This is a genomic window from Mesorhizobium sp. P2_F7 (assembly GCF_056403695.1).
The window spans coordinates 432,992-459,988 of the sequence record NZ_JBFUFA010000002.1 but is presented as its reverse complement, the minus strand read 5'-3'; the positions used below and the strand labels follow the sequence as shown (position 1 = coordinate 459,988).

The window sequence follows — 26,997 nt, the reverse complement described above, 5'->3', positions numbered from 1 at the left end:
CTTTCGCTTCGCGGCTGAAATCCCTATGTGTCGCCTGTCATACGCGCCAGTTAAGGTGCGCTCCCGACAACACGATGCAGAAAGCCTCATTTCCAGGCCGATGAACATCCAGCCGAAACATACCGAGCCGCTGATCCTGTCGGGCCGCGACGTGACCGCCGTGCTTGGGCCGACCAACACCGGCAAGACCCATCTCGCCATCGAGCGCATGGTCGCGCATGAGAGCGGCATCATCGGCCTGCCGCTCCGCCTTCTGGCGCGAGAAGTCTACGCCCGCGTCTGCGAAAAGGTCGGCGCCCACAAGGTGGCGCTGATCACCGGTGAGGAAAAGATCCAGCCGCCCGGCGCGAAATATTCGGTCTGCACCGTCGAGGCGATGCCGCGCGAGACGGATGCTGCCTTCGTCGCCATCGACGAGGTGCAACTCGCCGGCGACCTCGAACGCGGCCATATCTTCACCGACCGCATCCTGCACCTGCGCGGCCGCCAGGAAACGCTGCTGCTCGGCGCTGCCACCATGCATGGCATTCTGCAGCGCCTGCTGAAGGGCGTCTCGGTGGTGACGCGGCCACGGCTGTCGCATCTCGCCTATGCCGGTTCGAAGAAGCTGACCCGTTTGCCGCGTCGCACCGCCATCGTCGCCTTCTCCGCCGACGAGGTCTACGCCATCGGCGAACTGATCCGCCGCCAGCAGGGTGGTGCCGCGGTCGTGCTCGGCGCGCTCAGCCCACGCACCCGCAATGCCCAGGTGGCGATGTTCCAGGCGGGCGATGTCGATTACCTCGTCGCCACCGACGCCATCGGCATGGGTCTCAATCTCGACCTCGACCATGTCGCCTTCGCCCAGAACCGCAAATTCGACGGCTACCAGTACCGCAATCTGACGGCCGCCGAACTCGGCCAGATCGCGGGCCGCGCCGGACGCCATCTGCGCGACGGCACTTTTGGCGTCACCGGCCAGGTCGATCCGTTGGACGAGGAACTGGTCAAGCGCATCGAAGGCCATGAATTCGACCCGGTGAAGGTGCTGCAATGGCGCACCGCGCATTTCGACTTCGCCAGCCTCGACGCGCTAAAACGCTCGATCGAGACCAACGCGCCGGTCGAAGGCCTGACGCGTGCGCTGCCGGCAGTCGATGCGCAGGCGCTCGAACATCTCTCCCGCGACGAGGGCATCCGCGCTCTCGCCACCAACCCCAAACGCGTGGCGCTGCTGTGGGAAGCTTGCGCGCTGCCCGACTACCGCAAGATCGCGCCGGCCCAGCATTCCGATCTGATCGCCTCGATCTACACCGACCTCGCCAAACACGGCCATGTCGACGAGAACTACATGGCCGAGCAGGTGCGCCGGGCCGACACCACCGAAGGCGATATCGATACGCTGTCGCATCGCATTGCCCAGATCCGCACCTGGACATTCGTGTCCAACCGGCCGGGATGGCTGGCCGATCAGGCACACTGGCAGGAAAAGACGCGCGAAATCGAAGACAGATTGTCGGATGCGCTGCATGAGCGGTTGACGAAACGGTTTGTAGACCGCAGGACTTCCGTCCTCATGCGGCGCCTTAGAGAAAATACAATGCCTGAAGCCGAAATCAGTCCTACCGGAACCGTCCTTGTCGAAGGCCATCATGTAGGTGAGTTGCAAGGGTTCCGCTTTACCGCCGACCAGAGCGCCGGCGGCGAAGACGCCAAGGCCGTGCGCACCGCGGCGCAAAAAGCACTGGCCGCCGAGTTCGAGGCGCGCGCCGAACGTTTCGGCGCCTGCGCCAATGGCGACCTCGCGCTCGGCTCCGACGGCACGCTGCGCTGGATCGGCGCGCCGATCGGCACGCTGGTTGGAGGCGAGGATGCGCTGAAGCCTCGGCTCGTGCTGCTGGCCGACGAGCAACTGACCGGCCCCGCCCGCGACAAGGTCGCCGCGCGCGCCGAGCGCTTCGTCAATTTCCAGATCGAGTCGCTGCTGAAGCCGCTGGTCGACTTGAAGAATGCCGAGCAGATCACCGGCATCGGCCGCGGCATCGCCTTCCAGCTCGTTGAGCATTTCGGCCTCATCAACCGCCGCGACATCGCCGAGGAGATGAAGTCGCTCGACCAGGAGGGCCGCGCGGCCTTGCGTCGGCTCGGCGTGCGCTTCGGCGCCTACCATGTTTTCGTGCCGGCGCTGATCAAGCCGGCGCCCGCCGGCCTGATCACGCTTTTGTGGGCGCTGAAGAACGACGGCAAGGACAAGCCCGGCTTTGGCGACGTGGTGCACGCGCTGGCCTCTGGCCGCACCTCGGTGGTCATCGACCCGGCCTTCGACAAGACCTTCTACAAGCTCGCCGGCTACCGCAATCTCGGCCGCCGTGCCGTACGCATCGACATTCTGGAACGGCTGGCCGACCTGATCCGCCCGGCGACCAACTGGAAACCCGGCCTCGGCCAGCGCCCGGATGGCGCCTATGACGGCCAGTCCTTCATGGTGACGCCGCCGATGATGTCGATCCTCGGCGCCACCGCGGACGATATGGAAGAGATTCTGAAGGGTCTCGGCTACCGCGCCGAGCCGAAGCCGCCGGCAGAGGTAAAGGCGCGGCTGGAAGCGCAGGACAATGCCGCGCGGGAAGCCGCTGCGGCCAAGCTGGCTGCGGACGCGGCTGCAAAAGCCGAGCAGGCCAAGGCGGCGGAAGCCGCCGCAACGGATGCTGTCGCCGAAGCGCCGACCGACGAGCCGGATGCGGCTGCCGTCACTGAGGCTACGGCTGAGGAGCCCGTCGCCGAAGTCACAGCGGAGGCTGTTGCGGACGCCCAGCCGGAGGCGCCTGCCGAAGTTACGGAAGAAACACCACCGGTGGCGGAAGCCGCGGCTGAAACACCCGCGGAACCCGCAGCTGAGCAAGGCGCGGAAGCTGCCGAAGTTCAGCCTGCACCGGCCGAGGCGGAAGCCGAGGCCGTCGAGGCCGCATCGCCAGAACCAGTCGCCGAAACCTCAGTTGCAGGCGAAGAGGCTCCAGCCGAAGCAGCCACCGTGGCGGAACCTGCTGCCGGCGAAGCCGCGCCAGAGGCCGAGGAGCCGAAGCCGATATTGTTGTGGCGGCAGGGCCGTTTCGAGCAGCGCCCACGCCATCGTCACGAAAACCGCAATCGCCCGCGCAACGGCCAGGCTGCCCGCACCGACGCGCCTGCCGATGCCGGCGGACAGCCCGCAACGGGCGAGCGGCCGGCCTATCAGGGCCGGCGCGAGCAGCGCGACGGTGCCGCCAAGCCGCGTTTCGACCGCTCGAAGTTCAAGCCCAAGCCGCAGGCCGAAGGCGAACAGCGCCGCGACGGCAAGCCGCAAGGCGAGCGTCCCCGCGAAGGTCGCCCCGACTGGAAGGGCGGCAGGCCGGAAGGCAAGGGCGGTCCGCAAGGCGGCAAGCCGGCCTTCCAGCCCAAGCCGCGCGAGGAGCGTCCGGTACGCTTCGATCCGGATTCGCCCTTCGCCAAGCTCGCCGCCTTGCGCGATCAGCTGAAGAAGTAGGCTCAGGCGCGCTGCGATGGTTGCTGAAGGTCGTCAGCGCATCGACAAATGGCTGTTCTTTTCGCGCGCGGTGAAATCGCGCTCGCTGGCCGCCAAGCTGGTGGTCGCCGGACGCGTCCGCATCAACAGCGACAAAGCAGCGCAGGCCTCGGATCTGGTCAAGCCTGGCGACGTTTTGACCATCACACTTGATCGCCGCATCTCTGTCTGGAAGGTGCTGGCTACAGGCGTGCGGCGTGGGCCGGCCGAAGAAGCCCGCACGCTCTACGAGGACATGTCCCCGCCGCCGGCGCCGAAAGGCGAGGCTGTTCCCGATGCCATTCCCGCGTTGCGCGAGGCCGGCAGCGGCCGGCCGACCAAGAAAGAACGCAGGCAAACCGACCGGCTGTTTGGCGAGGACTGAGAAGATCTGCCGCCCTCGCCACGCCGGCGTTCCGGAATTCCATTTCGGAAGCGCCGGTCCCGCCAGGCATGGCCGCCCTTGCAAGCGGCAGGCAAAGGCGTTACCTCACCAAAAAAGCCTGACAAGAACGGGACGTCCCGGAGCCGACCAATGACCTATGTCGTGACCGACAACTGCATCAAATGCAAGTACATGGACTGCATCGAGGTCTGTCCGGTCGACTGTTTCTACGAAGGCGAGAACATGCTCGTCATACATCCCGACGAGTGCATCGACTGCGGCGTCTGCGAACCGGAATGCCCGGCCGATGCAATCAAGCCCGATACTGAGCCGGGTCTCGACAAATGGCTGCAGGTCAACACCGAATACGCCGAGAAATGGCCCAACATCACCGCCAAGAAGGAGCCTCCGGCAGACGCCAAGACCTTCGACGGCGAGGCCGGCAAGTTCGAGAAGTATTTCTCCGCCGAACCCGGCGAAGGCGACTGACTGAGAGGGCCGATCGGCCGTCATAACGCTGCGTAACGCCGATGATACATTAACTGCCTTGACAGGCGGCGACGGCGCTCGACCTTCGCGTTTGCAGCAAAACCTTGATTCTTCCGACTTTTTGTGTTACACAGACTGAAACATGCCGGTGACACAACGTCGATTTATGGCGCAAGCGCCCAAAATCATCGAAAGGTGAAATCCCCAATCGGACCAGAGCAATCTGGGCCAGGCAGTCGCTATGCAGGCGGTGTGCCGGTCCCGGCTTTTTCCGATGGGTTCATCTGTTGTGCGGCTAACGATCGGAGTCCCCGGTCGCAGGCGTTCGGACCGGCAGGCCGCCGGTACCACAACAAGGAGTTCAGGGCGTAATGGCAACGATCACCCCGCAGAAGAAGTCCAGCGCGGCACGTCACGGTTTCAAGACCGGCGAGTACATCGTCTATCCGGCGCACGGCGTCGGCCAGATCGTCTCGATCGACGAGCAGGAAGTAGCTGGCCACAAGCTGGAACTGTTCGTCATCGACTTCCAGAAGGACAAGATGCGGCTGAAAGTGCCGGTCGCCAAGGCGACCTCCATCGGCATGCGCAAGCTGTCGGAAGAGGATTATGTCGAGCGCGCGCTGAAGGTCGTGCAGGGCCGCGCCCGCGTCAAGCGCACCATGTGGTCGCGCCGCGCCCAGGAATATGATGCCAAGATCAATTCGGGCGACCTGATCTCGATCTCGGAAGTCGTGCGCGACCTCTACCGCGCCGACAACCAGCCGGAGCAGTCCTATTCCGAGCGTCAGCTCTATGAGGCGGCACTCGATCGCATGGCTCGTGAGATCGCCGCGGTCAACCGCATGTCGGAAACCGAAGCCGTGCGCCTGATCGAGGTCAACCTCAACAAGGGCCCTAAGCGCGGCGCCAAGGCCGACAATGAGGAAGCCGAACAGGAAGAAGCTGCCTGATCGCTTTCACCGTCGAATTCATGAAAAACCCGGCCTTGTGCCGGGTTTTTTGTTTTCGAGCCTGAGGTGCCGCACCGGCCCCCACCCGGACCTACGGTCCGACCTCCCCACAAGGGGGAGGTAGAGAGCTCAGCCGCCGGCCTCTTTTTCAGCTTCCTGCTTCAGCGTCGCGATAAAACGTTTCGTCCGTTCGCGCTCCGGGTTGGAGAACACCACAGCGGACGGCCCCTTCTCGACGACGACACCGGCGTCGAGGAATACCACCTCCTGCGCGATCTTGGAGGCGAGCCTGAGGTCATGCGTGGCCATCACCATGGTCGTGCCTTCGCTGGCGAGTTTTCCCAGCACGTCGACCACTTCCTGAGCCAGTTCCGGATCGAGCGCCGAAGTCGGTTCGTCGCAGAGCAGCACCTTTGGCGACGGCGCCAGCGCGCGGGCGATCGCCACGCGCTGCTGCTGGCCGCCCGACAGCGTCGCCGGCCAGGCATCGGCCTTGTGCGCCATGCCGACCTTCTCGAGCAGCGCCAACGCCCGTTCGCGCGCCTTTGCCGTTGGCCATTTCAGCACCGTCACCAGCCCCTCCATGACGTTCTCGATGGCGGTGCGGTGCGGGAACAGCTGGAAATTCTGGAAAACCATGCCGGTCTGCAGCCGCAAGCGCTGGATATCTCGGCTGGGGATCTTGATGCCGGGACGGAATTCCAGCGTCTCGTCGCCGATGCGCACCGTGCCGGAGGTCGGGATTTCCAGGAGGTTGATACAGCGCAGCAGCGTGCTTTTTCCCCCGCCGGACGGGCCGACCAGCGCGGTGACGCTGCCCTCGGCGATGGTGACCGTCACACCCTTCAGCACGAGATTGTCGCCGAAGCGCTTTTCGATGTCGGTGAGGCCGATCATGAGCGCGCCTCCAGGAAGCCGCCATAGCGGTTGAGCCGCGTTTCAAGCCGCGTCTGCAATGCCGACAGCACCGAGCTCATCGCCAGATAGAGGATTGCCGCCTCGACATAGAGGATCAGCGGCTCATAGGTGGTGGCGACGATGCGCTGCGCCGCCTGGAACATCTCCGGCACGGTGATGGCCGCGGCCAACGACGTATCCTTGACCAGCGAGATGAAGGTGTTGGACAGCGGCGGCACCGCGACGCGGCCGGCTTGCGGCAGGATGGTGCGCCGCATCGCCTGGCTCCAGGTCATGCCGATCGAATAGGCGGCTTCCCACTGTCCCTTCGGCACCGAGCCGATCACGGCGCGGATGATTTCCGAACTGTAGGCGCCGATGTTGAGGGTGAAGCCGATCAGCGCCGCCGGAAACGCATCGAGCAATATTCCGACCGACGGCAGGCCGTAAAAGATCAAGAACAGCTGCACCAGAAGCGGCGTGCCGCGAAAGATCCAGACATAGAAGCGGACGACGGCGACCAGCGGCTTCGGCCCGAACAGCCGCACCAGCGCAACAACCAGGCCGACGAACAGGCCGAGCGCGAACGACAGCAGCGTCAGCGGTACGGTGAAGATCAGCGCCGCCCACAGCAGCGTCGGCAACGAGTCCAGCATCAGGTATAGCCAGTGCGGCACGAACGGCTCCTTCGCTCACAGACCGCCGGCAGGACCGGCAGTGCGATCATGTGCTTCTCATATCATGCGAAAAACGGCGAGCCGTCAAAGACGGCCCGCCGCTGTTGTGTCATTGCCGCCGGCGATCGCCGGGAGGCCTTCGTTACTGCGAAACGTCCTGGCCGAAATAGGTGTCGGCGATCTTCTTGTAGGTGCCGTCGGCCTTGATGTCGGCCAGCGCCTTGTTGATCGCGGCCACCAGTTCCGGATCGCCCTTGCGCACGATGACGCCGGAATAGTCGGCGTTTTCTTCCTGCGCGGCGATCTTCACATTGGCGTCTGGCTTGTGCTTCTTGAAGTCGAGGAAGGACAGGCTGTCATTGATGGTGGCGTCGGCGCGGCCGGTGAGCAAAAGCTGGATCGACTGGTCGAAGCCGTCGGTGCCGACAAGTTCGGCGCCATTGGTTTCGGCGAGCTTGCCGAAATTGGAGGTCAGCGACTGCGCCGCCTTCTTGCCCTTGAGATCGGCGAAGGTCTTGATGGCGGTGTCGTCGCCGCGCACGATCAGCACCGCCTTGGAGGCGATGTAAGGATCGGAGAAGTCGTACTTGGCCTTGCGTGCGTCGGTGATGCCGACCTCGTTGATGACGGCGTCGTAGCGGTTGGCGTCGAGCCCGGCGATCAGCCCGTCCCATTTGCCTTCGAGGAACTCGACTTTCACACCAAGCTTGTCGCCGATCGCCTTGGCGATCTCGACGTCGAAGCCGACCAATGCGCCGGAATCGTCATGATAGGTGAAGGGCGCATAGGTTCCTTCCGTGCCCACCTTGATGGTGCCGGCCGGCTTGATCTGGTCGAAATTGGCGCCGGCATGGCCGGATGTGACAGCCAGAACCTGCAACGTTCCGGCGACGATGAGCGAATTGAGCCATTTCATTTTTCTGTGATCCCGTCCTTGGCCGATGTCCGGCGCTTGTGAGAGCCGGAACCTGACAGATAGAGCGCTGCAAAATAAGGAACCAGATTTCAAAAATACGGCAATCCAGAAATCAGATTCTCAAAGCAGATCTGATCCATGCCAATCGCCTCACCCAGCGGTGTCGGCACACCCCTTCGGACGGCACAAAACAACCGCCATCGGCGGCGGAACCAATCCCCGGTGTGGCACGTTCATGCCGTGTTGTAGGGCGCGGCGTTTCCATTTCAAGAACCCCCGACTGCGCCAAATCAGAGATTGCGGCCGCCAGGCCGGCCGAAAATGTCCGAGAGCAGGAGCGCGGCATGATCGAAGACACGGCAGGACGGACCATGGTCCGCGCGGCGATGAAAGCCCCTTATCTCGAGCGCGATGAGGAACATGTTCTCGCCTTGCGCTGGAAGGAAGACCAGGACCAGCAGGCGCTGCACCAGATCACCGTCGCGCATATGCGGCTGGTCATCTCGATGGCTTCGAAATTCCGCCACTACGGACTGCCGCTCGGCGATCTGGTCCAGGAGGGCCATGTCGGGCTGCTGGAAGCGGCGGCGCGCTTCGAGCCGGAGCGCGAGGTGCGCTTCTCGACCTATGCGACCTGGTGGATCCGTGCCTCGATGCAGGACTACATCCTGCGCAACTGGTCGATCGTGCGCGGCGGCACGTCTTCGGCACAAAAGGCGCTGTTCTTCAATCTGCGGCGCTTGCGCGCCCGGCTGGCCAATGGCGCCGAGCCGATCTCCAATGCCACGCTCTACCGCGAAGTGTCGGTAGCGCTCGGCGTCTCCGAAGCCGATGTGGCGATGATGGATTCCAGGCTTTCGGCGCCTGACTCCTCGCTCAACGCGCCACTCGCCGACGATACCGGCACCACCGAGCGCATGGACTTCCTGGTCTCGGACGATCCGCTGCCGGACGAAGTCGCCAGCGACACCATCGATTTCGAACGCCGTCTGCTCTGGTTGAAGGCAGCGCTCGGCGCGCTCAATGCCCGTGAACTCAGGATCATCGAGGAACGCCGGCTGAGCGACGATGGCGCGACACTGGAAGCACTCGGCGAGACGCTCGGCATTTCCAAGGAGCGTGTCCGCCAGATCGAGGCCCGCGCGATGGAAAAGCTGAAGGTCGCGCTGGTCAAGCAGAACCCGGAATTTCAGACGCAGGCAGCCTGAACGCACCTGCGATGTTCCTGAAAGGTGATAAGTAAGAATTTGATTAAGTAATAATGTATCGCCGTCATGGCGGCATTCCTCTACAATATATTTGTAGATTGTGACCCGTTTTACAGACCGGCCGCTGCGTTCCTGCGACCGAACAGGTCATAGCGGATGGAGGTTTGTCATGTTGCGATGCTATGCGATCCTTGCGGCCTTGGTCCTCGTGGGCCTGACGACATTCGATGCTCGCGCCGATCGACGGGTTGCCTTTGTCATCGGCAATTCCGAGTACCGGAACATTCCCGCTCTCAAGAATCCTGACAACGACGTCGACGATGTGTCGAACACTTTTCGGCAGGCTGGCTTCAATGTATTCCTTGCCAAGGACGTCACCAGACTTCAGTTCGAGGAGCAGTTCCGCAACTATCTCGCGGCCGCGAACGACGCCGATCTGGCCGTCGTCTACTACTCCGGCCACGGCTTCCAGATCGGCGGCGAGAATTTTCTGATCCCGGTCGATGCCTCGCTCAAGGATGCAGCCGACATCGAGGTCCAGGCCGTGAAGCTGGATGATGTGCTTGAGCAGCTGCGCTCGAAATCCAAGATCCAGGTGATCATTCTCGATGCCTGCCGCAACAATCCGTTTCCACGCAAGGACTATTGGCTGCGCGACCAATTGATCGCCACCGGCGGCACCGGCCTCGCGCAAGTCAAAAGCTCGCAGAACACGTTGATCGCCTTTGCCACGGAACCTGGAGCAATCGCCTATGACGGGTCCGGCGATCTCAGCCCCTTCTCGTCGGCATTCTCGCGCCGGGCGCTGGCGCCGAACCAGGAGATACGGACGGTCATGGCCGCGGTGCGCCGTGATGTCGTCAAGGCCACGGATGGCAAGCAGGTTCCGTGGGAAAACTCCTCGCTGATCGACGACGTCGTGCTGATGCGTCGTGTGACCCGGCCCTCGCTGCCGCCAGTGCTGGAGAAAATCGTGCCGTCCGGCGTCGGTCCTGTCGCGCTGGACCTGCCGCAGCCTGTCGACGTGGAAGGCGGCGCGGTTACCGTCAGCATTGAAAGCCCGCCGACGCTCGGCCGGCTGACGCTGGATGGCAAAGCTGTCGAAGTGGGGCAGCCGATCCAGAGCAAGGATCTGCCGCGTCTGAAGATGGAAGTCCCCAAGGGCGTCGGCGCGCAGGAACAAGTGGACACGCTGGCCTACGCCACGCATGACGACTGGGGCGGCGAATCCAAAGGCGTTCTGGTGCTGCGGGTCAAGAGCGATGAGGGCGCCGACGGCAAGCAGATCATCGCCTCGCTCAAGGATGAGCAGAAGCAGCGGGTGCTGGAGCGCGGCATCCATATTTCCGGCGCCGCCGAGGCGATCGGGGATCGCGATGTCAAGGTTCCGGTCGGAATAGGCCCGGTGCCGCTGAAGCTGGATCTGCCGGCAAAGGATCCAGGCATCAGCCTGAAGCTCGCCAGCTATCCGGCAACGGGAACGCTGTCGCTGCCGGACCGCATCCTGTCGCCGCAATCGAGCCTGATGGCCAATGAAGTCGGTGATCTGCGTTATGAGCCGCAGGTCGGCTCGACAGCTGCCATCAAGATCGGCTTCGAAATCCGAGCCAACAATTCGTCGAAGCGAGCGACGATGACGCTGTCGCCAGAGGTCGACCCTTGCGACCAGGCGGCAGGCGAACCCCTCGACCTGCAAGGCGTGGTCCCAGGACTGCTGCCCAACGAGATCGGCGGCAACGCGGTCGAGCTTTGCCAGGCGGCGGTGAAGGCCTACCCCGACATCGCCCGCTTCCACTACGAGTTGGGGCGTGCCTTGCTGGCGTCAGGCAAGGTCGACGAAGCCAGCAAGGCGATCCAGTTGGCTGCCGACAGGGGACATGTCAGGGCCGTCTTCGAACTCGGCCGCATCGCCTCGTCCGGAATAGGAACGACTGCGGATTCCACGAAAGCCAATGGCCTCTATTCAGAAGCGTCCGCCAAGGGCGACCCTTACGCGATGACGGCGTGGGGACGAGCCTTGTTCAATGGCCTCGGCGTGAAGCGCGATACCGGCAAGGGATTGGACCTGCTGCTCAAGGCGGCGGCGATGGGGCATAGCAATGCCATGAACGATCTCGCCGTGATCTTCAAGGACGGTCGCAATGGCGTGCCCGCCGACTCGGCCCGTGCCGTGGCCTTCCTCAGGGCCGGTATCGAACGCCAGAACATCTATACGATGAGCATTCTCGGTCCTGCCGGGCGCAATGCCTTGGCGATCGCAGCCTGCAAGCCCGAAACGCAAACGATCATCAAAACAAAGGTCATTCGCACGAAGCCGCCCAAGGTCGCCAGGCCGAGAAGGGAGCCCCTCCCGAAACTGCTCGGACCGGTGCCGAGCGAAACCGGTCCATTCATTGCGCCCTGGCGGGGCGGCGGCGGCGGTAGTGGCGGACAAGGCGGCGGCGGCAGCCCTGGCTGACGGCGGCGGTCATCGGTGGCCGACCAGACCGGCTGCGAGCTGTAGCGCCGCCTGCCGGCCCGATTCTTACTTGTCGGTGACGATCTTGACCTTGTCGCCGGCCGAAACCGAGGCGCCCGGCGACATCGCGTTGAGCACCCTGAACAGATCGAGCTTGCGGTCGACGCCGACCATCTGTGCCGACAGTGAGCCCATGGTCTGGCCTGCCTGAACTGTGACAACGCGGATGTGCAACGGCTTCAGCGCCGCCTTTTCGGCCGCACTCAGGATGCGGAACGAGCCGCTGACCGAGCGCGCCACCGGGTCGAGTGTCGTGCTGGCCGACGGCGCCGCCGTTAGCAGCCGGTAGACCTGACCACCGGCACGGATCACCGCAATGTCGAACTGCCAGCCGTCGGCGCCGGCATGCGCGGTCGCCGCCTCATTGCCGTTGATCGTCTCCTGGCGCACGCTGGTGTCGTCGAGACCGGCCACCCAGCCGCTTTTGATATAGTCGGTCAGCGCACGGTCCTTGTCGATCGACACGCCGTCGAAGCGGACCGCCATATCGCCCGGGCCGGTCGCCGTCACCGCCGCAGCCGTATTGTCGATGATGAAACCGTCCGGCACGGTGAACGATACGCCGAGCCCCGGATGCAGGAAGGTCTGGCCGCGCACATAGCCTTCTTCCGGCGTGTCGCCGTACAGCAGGCCGTCAATGCCGGCCAGGAAGGAGTCACGGTCGCGCGTGCCGACGCCCGGCGCGCCGAACTGGCGGGCGTGGCGCTGCGCGAGGTCGATGCGCTGCGGCGTGTTGGGGTGCGTGGCCAGGAAGTCGAGGCTGGCATCGGTGGCGCCTGATATCGAGCGGAAATCCGTATAGGCAGACATCGACTGCAGGAAGCGGCCGGCGGCATAGGGATCGTAGCCGGCTTCGCCGATCGACTTGATGCCGATGGCGTCGGCCTCCAGCTCCTGGTTGCGCGAGAACTGCGCCAGCCTGAGCTTGCCGCGGATCAAGGCCGCCTTGGCGGTCGGGCTGTCGCCGAGCACATCGGAGACCACCTTGGTCGCCAGGCCTTCCTCGGCCTCGAGCTGCTGGCGCTGCAGGCCATGGTTGGCGGTTACGTGGCCCATCTCATGCGCGATGACGGCGGCGAGCTCGGCCGAATCATTGGCCAGCGCCAGGAGGCCGCGAGTGACGTAAAGATAGCCGCCCGGCAGCGCGAAGGCGTTGACGTTGGGCGAATTGAGGATGGTGATGCGATAGGTCTGGGTCGGATTGGCCGACACCACGGTCAGGCTGCCGACAACCTTGGCCACCATGCGCTCGAGCTTGGGATCGGAATATTCGCCGCCATAGGTGGCAAGGATGCGCGGGTGCTGCGCCTTCGCCAGTTCGGCGAGCTTGCTGTTGGCGGCGACATTGTCGACCGTGATCGGCTTGTCGGACGGCTGGAAGCCGGATTCCTGCACTTCCGGAGGCGTGAACATCTGGCAACTGGCCAGCGCCACGGCAAGGCCGGCCAGCGCCAGGAAGCGCGCCAGCGGTCTGCGTCTCAAAGTGTCAGTGCCGGTCGACAGCACGGCGTCCCTTCAGCTCTTGGCGCATGACCTGGACCCAGGGGTCCGCGCCAGCGAAAATCGAATTTTCGGTGGCAATCCTGCACAAATCAAAAAACCTACAGCGTTTTTGCGCATCCGGATGGATGCGGCGCTGTAGGGGGCAAATCACGGCTCGTGCCGGACCAGTACTGGGCGGACCTAGCCACATCAGCTGGACCATGGCAAGCAAGCGCCACATCACCTGTAGCCGGTTTGGTCGTAAATTATGTCCGCTTCCGGGCAATATCGCGTGATCCGCCCGAACTTGCGCCGATATAGCGCCGAAACGCTTCAGGGCCAGTGCCCTCGAAAAAATCGGCGGCAGATCCCGTGGCGGCAACCCTGCCATTGTCCAGAAAAACCATCTGCTCGCCGATGCGGCGCGCGTCTTCCGGCTGATGGGTGACGAACAGCACCGTCATCGCGCGCTCGGCATGGACGCCGGCCACCAGGTCGAGCATGTCGTCGCGCAGCGCGGGTCCGAGCGAAGCGAACGGCTCGTCGAGCAACAGCACCGGCCGGTCGCGCACCAGCACGCGGGCGAGCGCCACGCGCTGCCTTTCGCCGCCGGAGAGCTCGCGCGGCAGCCGCTTTTCCTTGCCGGCGAGGCCGACACGCTCGAGCGCCTCGGCGATTGCCGCGCGATCGGTTTGCGTCAGGCTAAGCGACGGTGAGCGGCCGAGCCCGACGTTCTTTTCCACCGAGAGATGGGCAAAGAGGTTGTTCTCCTGGAACACCATCGAGACCGGCCGCGCCGAAGGCGCGGAAGCGCCAACATCGACGCCGCCGATCAGCACGCTGCCGGATTGCGGCGTCTCGAAGCCGGCCACCAGATTGAGGAGCGTCGATTTTCCCGAACCGCTGGCGCCCATGATGGCGGTGATCTTCGAGGCAGTGAATTCGACATCGAACAGGAACGGCGTCTCGCCATAGCTGAACGCAACCTTGTCCAACCGCACGGCCGCGCCTTTGTTGGCGGAATTCACGATCTTTCTCCTCGTCCCAACCAGTCCGCCGCGACCACCAGGGCGAGGCAGACCGCCCCGAGCAGCAAAGCGAGTCCGGCGGCGTCGGCTGTGCGGTAGCTGCCCATGCGCGCCAGCAAGAGATAAGGCAATGTCTGCACCGAATCGCTGCCGAACAGCGCGATGACGCCGAGATCGCCGAGCGACAACGCCATGGCGAAGGCAAAGCCGGTGGCCAGGGGCCGCCGCAGCGACGGCCAGTCGATCAGACGCAGCCGGCTCCAGCCCGAAATGCCGAGCTGCGCGCACAGTTTTTCATGGCGTTCGCTCGCCGCGTCATAGGCGGGGCGCATGGCGCGGATGGCAAAGGGCATCGCCATCACCGCGTTGACGGTGACGACCATGATGGGCGCGATGGCAAAGACATCGCTGACGGTGCGCAGCAAGAGAAACCAGCCGGCACCGATGACGATGGGCGGCACGACGAGTACAAAACCGGCGCCGGTGTCCATGGCGTGCTCGAGAAGCGGGCGAGCGCCGCCATGGCGGCGCAGGGACAGCGCCCGACGCGCCATGATCAGCGACAGCGACAGCGCCACCGAAAGCAGCGCCGCCAGCAGGCCCAGGACGGCACTGGTCAGCGTCGCCTGGCGCACCGCGCTCTCGCCTGCCAGCCGGCTCAGATCGGCGCCAAGGCCCGAAGTGACGATGGCGGCCATCGGCCCGGCGACGAACAGCAAGGCGAGCACGATCAGGATGGCATTGAACGCCGTTTCGACCGGGCCGGCCGAGAGATAGCGGCGCGGCGCCACCGGCAGGTTGGCGTCGCCGGTCACATTGGCGCCAAGCCGCGTTAGCGCCAGCACGACGGCGAAGGTCAGCGCAATCTGCAGCAATGTCAGTGTGACAGCCCGCGCGGGATCGAAATCGAAGCGCAGCGCTTGGTAGATGGCGACCTCCAGCGTCGTCGCCGCCGGCCCGCCGCCGAGGATCAGCACAATGGTGAAGGAGGTGATGCAAAGCATGAAGACAAGGCCGGCGACGCCCGGCAGTGCTGCCCGCAGCACCGGCCATTCGATCAACCGGAAGGCTGGTCTGGCCCCCATGCCGAGCTGGCTTGCCAGCCGCCATTGATCGGCCGGCACCGTGCCGAGCGCCTCAAGGAACAGCCGCGTCGCCAGCGGCAGGTTGAAGAAGACATGCGCGACGAGAATGCCCGACAGGCCATAGACATCGGGCCAGCTTTGGCCACCGACCGCGGTGAAGTAGCCGGCCCGGCCATAGAGCGCCAGTATGCTCAGCGCCGCGACAATGGCCGGCAGTGCCAGCGGCACGGTAAACAGTTGCAGGATGAAACCGCGGCCAAAGAAGCGCGGATGCCGTGACAAAGCGCGGGCGACGAAGAGCGCCGGCACGACGGAAAGCAGCGTCGAAAGCACGGCCTGCCAGAGCGTGAAGCGGACGACGCGCAGGAGATAGAGATCGAAGGCGGATACGGCGCCGGCGAGATCGTGCGCGCCTTCGCGGACGAGCCCGGCAAAGGCGCCACCGATCAGCAGCGCGATCGCCGCGAGCGCGACAATGCTGGCGGTGACGCGGGGATCAGAGGATGCGCGCGTTCCACCCTCCCCCTTGTGGGGAGGGTCGGAGCGCGGATGCCGCGAAGCGGTGTCCGCGAGCCGGGGTGGGGGTGAGGCTGGGTTCAACGTCGCTACCCCCACCCCGCTCCGCTTCGCGGATCGACCCTCCCCACAAGGGGGAGGGTGAAGAGGGCGCTCACTTGCTCATCACCGCCAGCCACTCATCCACCCAGGCCTTGCGATTGGCCGCAACTTCTTCCGGGGAAAACAGCAGCGTCTTCGCCGGCTTCACCAGCTTATCAAACGCCGGGTTGAGCGGCTTGTCGGTCTTGCCTGCCGGGAACATCCAGTTGGTCTCGGGAATGACGTCCTGGAATTTCGGCCCGGTCATGAAGGCCAGGAACCTTGCCGCCAGCGGGTTTTTCGCGCCCGTGGTGGTGATGCCGGCGACCTCGATCTGCAGATACTCGCCTTCCTCGAAGGACGCCGCCTGATAGCGCTCGGTGTTCTCGGCCACCATGTGGTAGGCCGGCGACGTCGTGTAGGACAGCACCATGGGCGCCTCACCCTTGGTGAACAGGCCATAGGCCTCGCTCCAGCCCGGCGTCACGGTCAGTACCTTAGGCTTGAGCTTCGCCCATGCCTCCGGCGCCTTGTCGCCATAGACCGACTTGACCCACAGCAGCAGGCCAAGACCCGGCGTCGACGTGCGCGGATCCTGGATGACGATCTTGTCGGCAGCAGCGCCTTCGACCAATTCCTTCAGGCTCTTCGGCGGGGTCTTCAGCTTCTCAGTGTCGTAGACGACGGCGAAATAGCCATAGTCGAAGGGCACGAAAACATCGTCGCTCCAGCCGCCCGGCACGCTGTTTTCAGCCACCGCGCCATGCGGGACAAACAGGCCGGAGGCCTTGGCCTCGGCGGTGAGGTTGGTGTCGAGACCAAGCACGATATCGGCCTTGGTCGAGGCCCCTTCGAGCTTGACGCGGTTGAGCAGCGCGACGCCATCGGCAACCGAGACGAAGTCGACGCTGCAGCCGCATTCGGCCTCGAACTCCTTCTTCACCGCAGGACCCGGGCCCCAGTCGGCGGTGAAACTCTCATAGGTATAGACGGTGAGTTTGTCCTGCGCGGACGCAGGGCTTGCCAAAAGCGAAACAGCAACACCCAGGGCTGGGACAAGACGGGACAAAATCATGCGCATCGGCGCCTCCTTCGTTCGTGTTGAAAGGAATTGAGGCGTCGGTCTGTCCGAAGCGTCTAATCCCTCCGCCGGTACAAACCGGATCAGGTTCAGCGGGTTGGCGAGACTGCCTCTCAGCCGGTCCGCGAAGATCGCGTCCGGCACCCCGTTAGAGCGCCTCGACACATAGGCCCGGCCAAGGTGCCACGCAAGCGGAACTTTGCCGGCGGTGGTGGCTCTCGGCCTTCCGTTTCGCCGGCGGGGCTGGTAAGGGCCACCGGATATGAGCACATTCACCATCCTGCTAGGCGGCGATCTCGTCCGCACGCCGCGGCTCGACCGCCAGGTCGAGGGTTCGCGCATCATCGCCGCCGACGCCGGCATCGGTCATGCCCGGATGCTCGGCCTGATGCCGGAGCTATGGGTGGGCGATTTCGATTCCGTGCCGGCGGACCTGCCCGCCGATCTCGCCGCCGTGCCGCGCCAGATATTTCCGCCGGAAAAGGACAAGACCGACGGCGAACTGGCCATCGCCGCTGCACTGGACCGCGGCGCCACCAGCCTGGTTCTGGCCGGGGCTTTCGGCGGCAAACGCGCCGACCACGCCTTCCTGCATCTGGCGCTCAGCCTGCGTCTGGCCGAGGCCGGCACAAAAGTGCTGTTGACCAGCGGCGCGCAGGAAGGCGTCCCCCTCCTGCCCGGCAAGGCCGGCTTCGACTATGCCGACGGCACGCTGTTTTCGGTGCTCGGCTTCTCCGATCTCTCGGGCCTGACCGTTTCCGGCGCCAAATGGCCGCTCGACCATGTCGAGGTCACCTTCGGCTCGTCGCTGACCATCTCCAACGAAGTGAAAGGCCGGCTCGAAATCGCGCTCGGCCACGGCCGCGCGCTGCTGCTCGCTCACCCCTTCCCCTTGCCTGAAAGCTGATATGGCCCCGCCCCTTCTCAATCTCGACGGGATAAGACTGACCTTCGGCGGCGCACCGTTGCTCGACGGCGCCGAACTCACGGCATCAGCCGGCGACAAGATTGCACTCGTTGGTCGCAACGGTTCCGGCAAGTCGACGCTGCTCAAGATTGCCGCCGGGCTGATCGAGCCGCAGGACGGCGAGGTCTTCCGCCAGCCTTCGGCGACGGTGCGTTATCTCCCGCAAATGCCCGACATGGAGGGCTTTGCCAATGTGCGCGCCTATGTCGAGGCGGGGCTCGGGCCGGCCGACGATCCCTACCGCGCCACCTATCTGATGGAGCATCTCGGCCTTGCCGGCACGGAAAGCCCCAACGACCTCTCCGGCGGCGAGGCGCGGCGCGCAGCACTTGCCCGCGTCATGGCGCCGGAGCCTGATATTCTGCTGCTTGATGAGCCGACCAACCATCTCGATCTGTCCGTCATCGAATGGCTGGAAGAGGAGCTTGTCCGCACCTCGTCGGCGCTGATCGTCATCTCGCATGACCGCCGCTTCCTCGAGCGCGTGTCGCGCGCCACCGTCTGGCTCGACCGCGGCCAGACCCGCCGCCTCGACAAGGGCTTTGGCCATTTCGAGGAATGGCGCGACCTGGTGCTGGAAGAGGAAGAACGCGAGCAGCACAAGCTCGGCCGCCAGATCGTGCGCGAGGAACACTGGCTGCGCTATGGCGTGACGGCGCGACGCAAGCGCAACATGCGCCGGCTCGGCGAATTGCAGACCATGCGCCAGCGTTTTCGCGGCCATCGCGGCGCCGAAGGCTCGGCCACCATGGTGGCCAGCGACGCCGCCGAATCCGGCAAGCTGGTGATCGAGGCCAAGAACATCGAGAAGAGCTTCGGCGACCTCACCGTCGTCAAGGGCTTTTCGACCCGCATCCAGCGTGGCGACCGCGTCGGCCTGGTCGGGCCGAACGGCGCCGGCAAGACGACGCTGTTGAAAATGCTGACCGGTGAGTTGAAGCCCGATGCCGGCTCGGTGCGGCTCGGCACCAATCTGGAGATCGCCACGCTCGACCAGAAGCGCGAGGCGGTCGATCCCCAGGAGACGCTGGCGCAATATCTCACCGACGGACGCGGCGAGAACCTCGTCATCAATGGCGAGCAGCGCCATGTCGTCTCCTACATGAAGGATTTCCTGTTCAAGCCCGAACAGGCGCGCACGCCCGTGCGTGAGCTGTCCGGCGGCGAGCGGGCGCGGCTGATCCTGGCCCGCGTGCTGGCGCGGCCGGCGAACCTTCTGGTGCTTGATGAGCCGACCAATGATCTCGACATGGAGACGCTGGAACTGCTGCAGGAATTGGTTGCCGGCTTTGCCGGCACCGTCATCTTGGTCAGCCACGACCGCGATTTCCTCGACCGCACGGTGACCAGCGTGATTGCGCCCGACGGCGGCGGCCGCTGGATCGAATATGCCGGCGGCTATTCCGACATGCTGGCGCAGCGCGGCGGCACAAGGCTCGACGACCGCAAGGCCCGCGCCAAGGCCGAAGCCGGCGACACGCCGGCTGCACCCAAAGCCGAAACGGCAGCACCTAAAGGGCCTGCAAAGAAACTGTCGTTCAAGCAGAAATTCGCACTGGAATCGCTCCCCAAGAAGATCGAGGCGGTGACGGCCTCGATCTCGCGGCTGGAAAACAACATCGCCGACCCCGCCTATTACGAGCGCGACCCGGTCTCGTTCCAGAAGACCATCGCCGCCCTCGACAAGGAGCGCGCCACGCTGGCCGCGTTGGAGGAAGAGTGGTTGGAACTGGAGATGCTGCGCGAGGAGATGGAAGGCTAGGCTTGCAGCCTTGCAAGCGCGTTGCCATGCTCTTGTCCGTAGGTATGGATAGGGCTGTTCAAATGGCTGATGCTCAGTCGTCGCGAAAATCGCTCAAACTTTCCATTGACCTCCGATTGATCGAAGAAGCGAGGGCCTTGGGGATCGACATCGGTCGCGCCGCCGAGACCGGCCTTACGAAGGCGATCGCTGCGGAAAAGACACGCCGATGGCAAGAAGAAAACAAGGATGCCATCGAAAGCTGGAACGACTACGTCAGGCGAAACGGGCTGCCGCTAGCCAAGCATCGCCCGTTCTGAGCTAGGCCCGCTCGCCGCTCGGGGAAAGAGCAGGACAGCTTTAACGTTGCCTATCAGCCAGCCGTCTTCGCCTGCCAGGCCTTCAGCGCCTCGTCGAACACCTTCTCGCCCGGGATGCCCTTTTCCATAGTCAGCAGCGCCCGGCGCCCGGTCTTGTAGACCACCGGCACGTCGATCCAGTCCTGGCCCCTGAGCAAGGTCAGATTGGCATCCTCGTCGGCTTTGGTGTCGTTGAGCGCCACCAGGAAGAACCCGTCGGCGATTTTGGCCGGGATGCCGATCAGCGGGCTGCCGGCGTCCTGCTCCGAGCTCTTCATGGCAACGCGCAGGATGTTGTCGACGCCACCGCCGTCAAAGCCCTCGGGCGTCAGGAAGATCATCTCGATGATGTGGCTGGCCGGCAGCGTCTGGTCGGTGTTGCGGCGGATGGTCATGCGCAGCTGGATGTCCTTGCCGGGAATGGTCGCCTCGGCGCGGATTGCCGGTTCGGGCGGCAGGTCGCCGCCGGGCGATTCCTGCACCAGCGACCAGACGATGCTGCCGGGTTCGGCCGAGCCCTGCGCGGTCGAGGTGCGTTCTTCATAGAAGATCGCCTTCTGGCCGACCGCAACGGTCGGCTCGGGCGTTGCGGCCGTCGGCGCCGCCGGCGGAGTGCCGGTTGCGGGCGCAGGCGGCGTGGCCGCGGCATCAGCCGGTGCCGCCGCATTGGCCGACGGGGCGGCGCCATCGGCTGGCGGCGTTGCCGGTGGCGTGGCCGAAGCGTCAGGCGCCGGCGTAGCGGGCGCCGCCGTGGCTGCGGTATCGCCGGGCGCCGGGGCTGCAGGCGCCGGCGCCGGAGCAGGGGCCGGAGCCGGAGGCGGCGGCGTGGTCAGCGCCGCGACGGACTCGCCCTCGCCAATGCCGCTTTGACCGGCCGCGGGACCGGGGTCGGTCTCGCCGCCTTCGGGCGTCAGGCGCTGCGTGAATTTCGTTCCCTCGCCGGCGGCAGCCGGTGCGGGCGCTTCGGCCGCGGGCTTTGCCGGTGCCGGCTTGACCAGCGGTTCGGTCGAGACAGTCTTGGTGCCGCCAAAGCCGAGCATCGAGCCGAATGCATCCTTGTTCAGCCAGATGCCATAGCCGCCGCCGGCGACCACCAGCAGCGCGACGACAGCGGCGATCAGCCCGCCATAGCTGCGCTTGCGCTCGGCCGGGCGCAGGCGCTGGAAGGTGTCCGCAGCCGGCTGCTCGTCATTGGCAAACACATCGGCGCTGTCGTCGTCGGCGTCCAGCTCCGCAGCCGGATCGTTGACGGTTTCGGCACGCGCAGCGGGCGGCGGCGGTGTCGGCGCGGGCCGCTGCCAGCTCGGCTCCGTCCGGGCAACCGGCGCCGACGGCGCAGGTTTCGCTGGCTGCCATGCCGGCGCGGGTGCAGGCGTAGCGGGCGGCTTTACATGGCTGGACTGGTTCTTGTTGCGGTCGATGGAGGAGAAGATGTGCTCGAGCTCGGCCAGCGGATCGGATGCCGGCGTCGCCTTGGCATAGTCCCGCTCGACACTTGAGATGGCGTCTTCCAGGGAGCGTTTCTGCTTGGCGATGACGTCGGCGGACAGCGGCGGCGAAAAATCCGCAAGCTTCTTGACCAGCGCCGCACGGGCGCCGTCGTAGGTCCGCGTGCGCACGTCGAGCGCCGGCTCGCCATATTTGTCGAGCGCCTTTTTCAGAACAGCAACGAAATCTGCCATGCTTCAGTCGACCTGTAGTTTGTTTCCGCGCCGGCCCCCGCAAATCGGCCGCGATGCCCGGAAAGGCTTCAGAAAACTAGTCTTGAAACGGATCGGTCACAAGTATTGTGTCGTCCCGTTCCGGGCTGGTGGAAAGGAGCGCGACGGGTGCGCCGATGAGCTCCTCGATGTAACGGACATATTTGACGGCTTGCGCCGGAAGGTCGTTCCAGCTGCGCGCCCCGGCAGTGGTGCCTTTCCAGCCCTCGAGCGTCTCGTAGACCGGTTCGACGCGCGCCTGCGCGCCCTGGCTGGCCGGCAGATAGTCGATCGCCTCGCCATCGAGGCGGTAACCGGTGCAGACCTTGATCTCGTCCAGCCCGTCGAGCACGTCGAGCTTGGTCAGCGCGATGCCCTTGATGCCGTTGACGGCGACGGCCTGGCGCACCAGCACGGCGTCGAACCAGCCGCAGCGGCGCTTGCGCCCGGTGACGACGCCGAATTCGTGTCCGCGCGTGCCGAGGAATTCGCCGATCTCGTTCTTCTGTTCGGTCGGAAACGGGCCTTCGCCGACACGCGTCGTATAGGCTTTGGTGATGCCCAGGACATAGCCGATGGCGCCAGGGCCGACGCCCGAGCCGGCGGCGGCCTGGCCGGCGACGGTGTTGGACGAAGTGACGAACGGATAGGTGCCGTGGTCGATGTCGAGCAGCGTGCCTTGCGCGCCCTCGAACAGGATGCGCTCGCCGGCGCGGCGCTTGTCGTCGAGGATTTTCCAGACGCGGTCCATATAGGGCAGGATCTCGTCGGCGACCGAGGTCAGCTCGGTCATGATCGCTTCATGCGTGACTTCACCATGGCCAAGCCCGCGACGCAGCGCATTGTGATGCGTCAGCAGCCTGTCGACTTTGAGGGGAAGCGTTTCCAAATCCGCCAGATCCATCACCCTGACCGCGCGCCGGCCCACCTTGTCCTCATAGGCGGGGCCGATGCCACGACGGGTCGTGCCAATTTTTGTGCCGGAATTGGAGGCGGCGTCCTCGCGGAATCCGTCCAGCTCCCGGTGCAACGACAGGATAAGCGCGGTGTTTTCGGCTATTTTCAGGCGGTCCGGCGTCACCTCGACGCCTTGCGCCTTGAGTTTTGCCACTTCCGCGACAAAGGCGTGCGGGTCGAAGACGACGCCATTGCCGATGATCGACAGCTTGCCTTGCCGCACCACGCCCGACGGCAGCAGCGACAGTTTGTAGACCTTGCCATCGACGACCAGCGTATGGCCGGCATTGTGGCCACCCTGGAAGCGCACGACCACGTCGGCGCGCTCCGACAACCAGTCGACGATCTTGCCCTTGCCTTCGTCGCCCCATTGCGAGCCGACGACCACCACATTGGCCATGTTTCTTTTCCCTTGAGATGCCGCCCTGGCGGCCTGGATATGGTTCGAAACGACAGGCCTCTATAGCGTCAAGACCTCGCAAGCGCGACCTTTCTTTGCCGCCGAAAACGCCCTGAGGCACAACAATTTTCGGCTTTGACATCATTTACTTGGGCAGGCGGGGGCCATAGGCCGGCAAACACCGCACCTCCGGCGGCCGGAATCCTGCAATGCACCGACGCGCCTATCTGTTCCTGCTGGTTACCACCTTGCTATGGGGCGGCAATTCCGTCGCCGGCAAGCTGGCGGTCGAACATGTCTCGCCGATGACGCTGGTCTTCCTGCGCTGGGTGCTGGCGGTTGCGATCCTGCTGCCGATCGGGTGGCGCACGATAAAGGAGGACTGGCCGGTGGTGCGCAAACACTGGTTCGTCCTGGCTGCACTGGGGGCCAGCGGCTTCACCCTGTTCAACACCATTTTCTACACGGCGCTCAACTATACGACGGCGATCAATGTCTCGATCGAACAGGCGGCGATGCCGGTCCTGATCATGACAGCCAATTTCATCTTCTTCCGCCTGCGCGTGAGCTGGGCGCAGATTGCCGGCGTCGTGCTAACCATAGCGGGTGTGATCTTGACCGCCTGCCATGGCGACCCGCGCCGGCTGCTAACGCTGGAGCTTAATTTCGGCGACGCCATCATGCTGGTCGCCGTCATCCTCTACAGCGGTTATTCGGTCGGGCTGCGGCTGAAGCCGGTGATGCGCTGGCAGAGCCTGATGTTGTCTCTGGCGGTCGCGGCACTCATCACCTCGCTGCCCTTCTTCCTGTGGGAGGTCGCGGCCGGCAAGGTCATCGTCCCCGATATCAGCGGCTGGCTGGTCATCGTCTATACCGCGATCGGCGCCTCGGTCATCTCGCAGATCCTCTACATCAAGGGCAACGAACTTATCGGCGCCAACCGCGCCGGCCTGTTCATCAACCTGGTACCGATCTTCGGCACACTGCTTTCAGTGCTGATTGTCGGCGAGACATTCCAGCTCTACCAGGCGCTGGCACTCGTCCTGGTATTGGGCGGCATTTCGCTCGCCGAATATAGCGGGCGCAAAATAGCGGACTTGCAGCCGGTCTGAACGAAAAGGCGCGGACAAAGCCGCGCCCCTCAATCCCAAGGTCAGGATCACATCGCGTTGACGTCGAACTGCAGCCGTTTGGCCGAGTCGATCGACTTGTGCGCCTTGACCTGTTCCAGCACATTCTCCGGGAACGGCGCATCGAGATAGAGCAGCGCGATGGCGTCGCCGCCTGGCCGGTTGCGGCCAAGCTGGAAGTTGGCGATGTTGACGCCATTCTCGCCGCACACCGTGCCGAGCAGGCCGATAATGCCGGGCGCATCGGCATTGGTTGTGTAGAGCATGTGCTGGCCGACCTCGGCGTCGAGATTGATGCCCTTGATCTGGATGAAGCGCGGCTTACCGTCGGAGAAGCAGGTGCCGGCGATCGAGCGCGTCATGTGCTCGGTCTTCACCGTCAGCTTGATGTAGCCGTCGAACACGCCCGATTTGTCGCGCTTGACTTCGGCGACGATGATGCCGCGTTCCTTCACCATGATCGGCGCCGACACCATGTTGACGTCGGCGACCTGCGGCCGGATCAGTCCGGCGAGCGTCGCACTGATCAGCGCGCGTGTGTTCATCGTCGCGGTCGAGCCGTCGAACAGGATCTCGACCTCCTTGATCGGATCCTCGGTGACCTGGCCGACGAAGGCGCCGAGCACTTCGGCGAGCTTGACGAAGGGTTTGAGGCGCGGCGCTTCCTCGGCCGTGATCGAGGGCATGTTGATGGCGTTCGAAACCGCGCCCTTGATCAGATAGTCGGCCATCTGCTCGGCCACCTGCAGCGCGACGTTTTCCTGCGCTTCCGCCGTCGAGGCGCCGAGATGCGGCGTCGCCACCACATTCTCCATGCCGAACAGCGCATTGTTCTCCGCCGGTTCGACCTCGAACACGTCGACGCCGGCGCCGGCCACCTTGCCGCTCTTCAGCGCCGCGACCAGATCGGCCTCGACGATCAGCCCGCCACGGGCGCAGTTGATGATGCGCACGCCGTTCTTCATCTTGGCGATCGCCGCCGCGTCGATGATGTTGCGCGTCTTGTCGGTCAGCGGCGTGTGCAGTGTGATGAAGTCAGCACGAGCGAACAGCTCGTCGAGCTCGACCTTCTCGACACCGAGTTCCTCGGCGCGGCTGTCCGACAGGAACGGGTCGAAGGCGACGACATGCATCTTCAATCCGACGCCGCGCGTGGCGACGATCGAACCGATATTGCCGCAGCCGACGACGCCCAGCGTTTTGCCTGTGATCTCGACGCCCATGAAGCGGTTCTTTTCCCACTTGCCGGCATGGGTCGAGGCATTGGCTTCGGGGATCTGGCGGGCAAGCGCGAAGATCATCGCGACAGCATGCTCGGCCGTGGTGATCGAATTGCCGAAGGGCGTGTTCATCACGATGATGCCCTTGCGGCTTGCTGCCGGGATGTCGACATTGTCGACACCGATGCCGGCGCGACCGACGACCTTGAGCTTTGTCGCGGCGTTGATCAGCTTTTCCGTGACCTTGGTAGCCGAACGGATGGCAAGGCCATCATACTGGTCGATGACTTCGAGCAGCTTTTCCTTGTCCTTGCCGAGATCGGGCAAATAGTCGACCTCGATGCCGCGATCCCTAAAGATCTGCACGGCGGTGGTGGAAAGTTTGTCTGAGACGAGAACGCGGGGCGCCATTGCGGCCTCCTTGAAATGGATTGTCGGGGAAATGGCGGCCCGCAGGCCGCCATGCAATCTCAGGCCGCGGCCTTCAGCGACGCCTTCTGCGTGGCGAAGGCCCAGTCGAGCCAGGGCAGCAGCGCTTCGAGATCGGACGTCTCGACAGTCGCGCCGCACCAGATGCGCAGGCCGGGCAGTGCGTCGCGATAGGAGCCGATGTCGTAGGCGACGCCTTCCTTGTCGAGCACAGAGACGATCGCTTTCGCAAAAGCCGCCTGTCCATCGGCATCGAGCGCCGCAACATCTGGGTCGGTGAAGGACAGACACACGGAGGTGTTGGACCGTGTCGCCGCATCGACCGCGAGATGGCCTAGCCATGCGGACTTGTCGACAAAGCCGTCGAGCACCGCGGCATTGGCATCCGCTCTGGCAATCAGCGCGTCGAGGCCGCCGATCGACTTCGCCCAATGAAGCGCATCGAGATAATCCTCGACGCACAGCATCGACGGCGTGTTGATGGTCTCGCCCTTGAAGATGCCTTCGATCAGCTTGCCGCCCGAGGTCAGGCGGAAGATCTTCGGCAGCGGCCACGCCGGCTTGTAGGTTTCCAGCCGCTCGACGGCGCGCGGGCTGAGGATCAGCATGCCATGCGCGCCCTCGCCGCCCAGCACTTTCTGCCAGGAGAAGGTGACGACATCCAGCTTCTGGAAATCGAGCCTCTGGGCGAAGGCGGCCGAAGTCGCGTCGCAGATGGTCAAGCCTTTGCGGTCGGCCGGAATGAAATCGCCATTCGGCACCCGCACGCCTGAAGTCGTGCCGTTCCAGGTAAAGACTACGTCGCGGTCGAAATCGATCTTGGCCAGATCAGGCAACTCGCCATAACCCGCTTCGATCTTTCTGGTATCGGCGAGCTTCAGCTGCTTGACGACATCGGTCACCCAGCCCGAGCCAAAGCTTTCCCAGGCGACCATGTCGACGCCGCGCTCGCCAAGCAGCGACCACAGCGCCATCTCGACGGCGCCGGTGTCCGACGCCGGCACAATGCCGATGCGGTAGTCCGCCGGAACCTGGAGAATTTCCCGCGTCAGCTCGATCGCCTGTTCGAGCTTGGTCTTGCCGATCTTGGCGCGGTGGGAACGGCCGAGCGCGGCATTCTTCAGCGCCTCGACCGACCAGCCGGGGCGCTTTGCGCAGGGACCTGAGGAGAAATTGGGGTTTGCCGGACGGAGTCCGGGCTTCGTATGCGTCGTCATCGTGGTCTATCCTTCCAGATAGTGGCCCCTCGTTGGGGAGG

General features: G+C 64.5%; 21 protein-coding genes and 1 riboswitch. Of the genes, 10 read left to right on the top strand and 11 right to left on the bottom strand.

The features are described 5' to 3' along the window. The first annotated feature begins 100 nt into the window (after nt 1–100). The 4 genes from AC1DZ8_RS07525 to AC1DZ8_RS07510 all read left to right on the top strand — a co-directional run bounded on the left by AC1DZ8_RS07525 (nt 101) and on the right by AC1DZ8_RS07510 (nt 5,347). Entirely contained in the window at nt 101–3,502 is a 3,402-nt protein-coding gene (locus AC1DZ8_RS07525; RefSeq protein WP_477308906.1) for a helicase-related protein, read from the top strand. Nucleotides 3,503–3,518: 16 nt separating this feature from the next. Then, entirely contained in the window at nt 3,519–3,905 is a 387-nt protein-coding gene (locus AC1DZ8_RS07520; protein ID WP_477308908.1) for an RNA-binding S4 domain-containing protein, read from the top strand. Between the two features lie 150 nt (nt 3,906–4,055). Next, the gene (fdxA, locus tag AC1DZ8_RS07515; RefSeq protein WP_027031582.1) at nt 4,056–4,394 is read left to right on the top strand and encodes a ferredoxin FdxA; all 339 of its coding nucleotides are present in this window, start codon (nt 4,056–4,058) and stop codon (nt 4,392–4,394) included. A 371-nt stretch (nt 4,395–4,765) separates the two neighbouring features. Beyond that, the gene (locus tag AC1DZ8_RS07510; protein ID WP_111544498.1) at nt 4,766–5,347 is read left to right on the top strand and encodes a CarD family transcriptional regulator; all 582 of its coding nucleotides are present in this window, start codon (nt 4,766–4,768) and stop codon (nt 5,345–5,347) included. A 129-nt stretch (nt 5,348–5,476) separates the two neighbouring features. Here AC1DZ8_RS07510 and AC1DZ8_RS07505 read toward each other — a convergent pair whose 3' ends face one another. The 3 genes from AC1DZ8_RS07505 to AC1DZ8_RS07495 form a co-directional block, all read right to left on the bottom strand. Next, nucleotides 5,477–6,244, bottom strand: coding sequence for an amino acid ABC transporter ATP-binding protein (locus tag AC1DZ8_RS07505; protein ID WP_477308910.1), 768 nt, complete (start codon nt 6,242–6,244; stop codon nt 5,477–5,479). After that, nucleotides 6,241–6,921 carry an amino acid ABC transporter permease gene (locus tag AC1DZ8_RS07500; protein WP_477308912.1) on the bottom strand — a complete coding sequence of 227 codons (681 nt, stop codon included), beginning with the start codon at nt 6,919–6,921 and terminating at the stop codon, nt 6,241–6,243. The genes AC1DZ8_RS07505 and AC1DZ8_RS07500 overlap by 4 nt, the downstream gene beginning before the upstream one ends. Nucleotides 6,922–7,063: 142 nt before the next feature. Further along, entirely contained in the window at nt 7,064–7,837 is a 774-nt protein-coding gene (locus AC1DZ8_RS07495) for an amino acid ABC transporter substrate-binding protein (protein WP_477308914.1), read from the bottom strand. Between the two features lie 344 nt (nt 7,838–8,181). Between AC1DZ8_RS07495 and AC1DZ8_RS07490 the strand changes: the two genes are divergently transcribed. Both AC1DZ8_RS07490 and AC1DZ8_RS07485 read left to right on the top strand, forming a co-directional pair. After that, nucleotides 8,182–9,045 carry an RNA polymerase factor sigma-32 gene (locus AC1DZ8_RS07490; RefSeq protein ID WP_477308916.1) on the top strand — a complete coding sequence of 288 codons (864 nt, stop codon included), beginning with the start codon at nt 8,182–8,184 and terminating at the stop codon, nt 9,043–9,045. A 169-nt stretch (nt 9,046–9,214) separates the two neighbouring features. After that, on the top strand, nt 9,215–11,503 hold the full coding sequence (locus AC1DZ8_RS07485) for a caspase family protein (protein WP_477308918.1): 2,289 nt from the start codon (nt 9,215–9,217) through the stop codon (nt 11,501–11,503). Between the two features lie 66 nt (nt 11,504–11,569). Here the strand turns inward: AC1DZ8_RS07485 and AC1DZ8_RS07480 are convergent, their stop codons facing one another. From AC1DZ8_RS07480 to thiB, 4 genes are all read right to left on the bottom strand, one after another. Beyond that, complete coding sequence (locus tag AC1DZ8_RS07480; protein WP_477308952.1) at nt 11,570–12,976, bottom strand: M48 family metalloprotease; 1,407 nt, start codon at nt 12,974–12,976, stop codon at nt 11,570–11,572. Nucleotides 12,977–13,311: 335 nt separating this feature from the next. Beyond that, nucleotides 13,312–14,073, bottom strand: coding sequence for a thiamine ABC transporter ATP-binding protein (thiQ, locus tag AC1DZ8_RS07475; protein ID WP_477308920.1), 762 nt, complete (start codon nt 14,071–14,073; stop codon nt 13,312–13,314). After that, nucleotides 14,070–15,635 carry a thiamine/thiamine pyrophosphate ABC transporter permease gene (gene thiP, locus AC1DZ8_RS07470; RefSeq protein WP_477308953.1) on the bottom strand — a complete coding sequence of 522 codons (1,566 nt, stop codon included), beginning with the start codon at nt 15,633–15,635 and terminating at the stop codon, nt 14,070–14,072. Before thiP ends, thiQ begins: the two co-directional genes overlap by 4 nt. Nucleotides 15,636–15,828: 193 nt before the next feature. Further along, complete coding sequence (thiB, locus tag AC1DZ8_RS07465) at nt 15,829–16,836, bottom strand: thiamine ABC transporter substrate binding subunit (RefSeq protein ID WP_477308922.1); 1,008 nt, start codon at nt 16,834–16,836, stop codon at nt 15,829–15,831. Nucleotides 16,837–16,879: 43 nt separating this feature from the next. Then, nucleotides 16,880–16,994, bottom strand: a riboswitch (TPP riboswitch). 104 nt (nt 16,995–17,098) lie between these two features. On the opposite strand from thiB, the gene AC1DZ8_RS07460 reads away from it, so the two are divergent. The 3 genes from AC1DZ8_RS07460 (at nt 17,099) to AC1DZ8_RS07450 (ending at nt 19,864) form a co-directional block, all read left to right on the top strand. Further along, a complete protein-coding gene (locus AC1DZ8_RS07460; protein ID WP_477308924.1) occupies nt 17,099–17,743 on the top strand; it encodes a thiamine diphosphokinase in 645 nt (214 codons plus the stop codon). A gap of 1 nt (nt 17,744) precedes the next feature. Continuing rightward, nucleotides 17,745–19,565 (top strand): ABC-F family ATP-binding cassette domain-containing protein, encoded by a 1,821-nt coding sequence (locus tag AC1DZ8_RS07455; protein WP_477308926.1) that lies wholly within the window; start codon nt 17,745–17,747, stop codon nt 19,563–19,565. A 62-nt stretch (nt 19,566–19,627) separates the two neighbouring features. Continuing rightward, nucleotides 19,628–19,864 (top strand): type II toxin-antitoxin system CcdA family antitoxin, encoded by a 237-nt coding sequence (locus tag AC1DZ8_RS07450; RefSeq protein WP_477308928.1) that lies wholly within the window; start codon nt 19,628–19,630, stop codon nt 19,862–19,864. A 53-nt stretch (nt 19,865–19,917) separates the two neighbouring features. Here the strand turns inward: AC1DZ8_RS07450 and AC1DZ8_RS07445 are convergent, their stop codons facing one another. Both AC1DZ8_RS07445 and AC1DZ8_RS07440 read right to left on the bottom strand, forming a co-directional pair. Next, the gene (locus AC1DZ8_RS07445; protein ID WP_477400615.1) at nt 19,918–21,585 is read right to left on the bottom strand and encodes a hypothetical protein; all 1,668 of its coding nucleotides are present in this window, start codon (nt 21,583–21,585) and stop codon (nt 19,918–19,920) included. A 76-nt stretch (nt 21,586–21,661) separates the two neighbouring features. Then, nucleotides 21,662–22,960 carry an adenylosuccinate synthase gene (locus tag AC1DZ8_RS07440; RefSeq protein WP_477308932.1) on the bottom strand — a complete coding sequence of 433 codons (1,299 nt, stop codon included), beginning with the start codon at nt 22,958–22,960 and terminating at the stop codon, nt 21,662–21,664. A gap of 209 nt (nt 22,961–23,169) precedes the next feature. Here AC1DZ8_RS07440 and AC1DZ8_RS07435 point away from each other — a divergent pair, with 209 nt between their 5' ends. Beyond that, the gene (locus AC1DZ8_RS07435; RefSeq protein ID WP_477308934.1) at nt 23,170–24,072 is read left to right on the top strand and encodes a DMT family transporter; all 903 of its coding nucleotides are present in this window, start codon (nt 23,170–23,172) and stop codon (nt 24,070–24,072) included. 47 nt (nt 24,073–24,119) lie between these two features. On the opposite strand, the gene serA is transcribed toward AC1DZ8_RS07435, so the two are convergent. Together serA and AC1DZ8_RS07425 are read right to left on the bottom strand one after the other, a co-directional pair. Beyond that, entirely contained in the window at nt 24,120–25,721 is a 1,602-nt protein-coding gene (serA, locus tag AC1DZ8_RS07430; protein ID WP_477308936.1) for a phosphoglycerate dehydrogenase, read from the bottom strand. Nucleotides 25,722–25,780: 59 nt separating this feature from the next. Next, nucleotides 25,781–26,956 carry a phosphoserine transaminase gene (locus tag AC1DZ8_RS07425; protein ID WP_477308938.1) on the bottom strand — a complete coding sequence of 392 codons (1,176 nt, stop codon included), beginning with the start codon at nt 26,954–26,956 and terminating at the stop codon, nt 25,781–25,783. Nucleotides 26,957–26,997 lie beyond the last annotated feature (41 nt).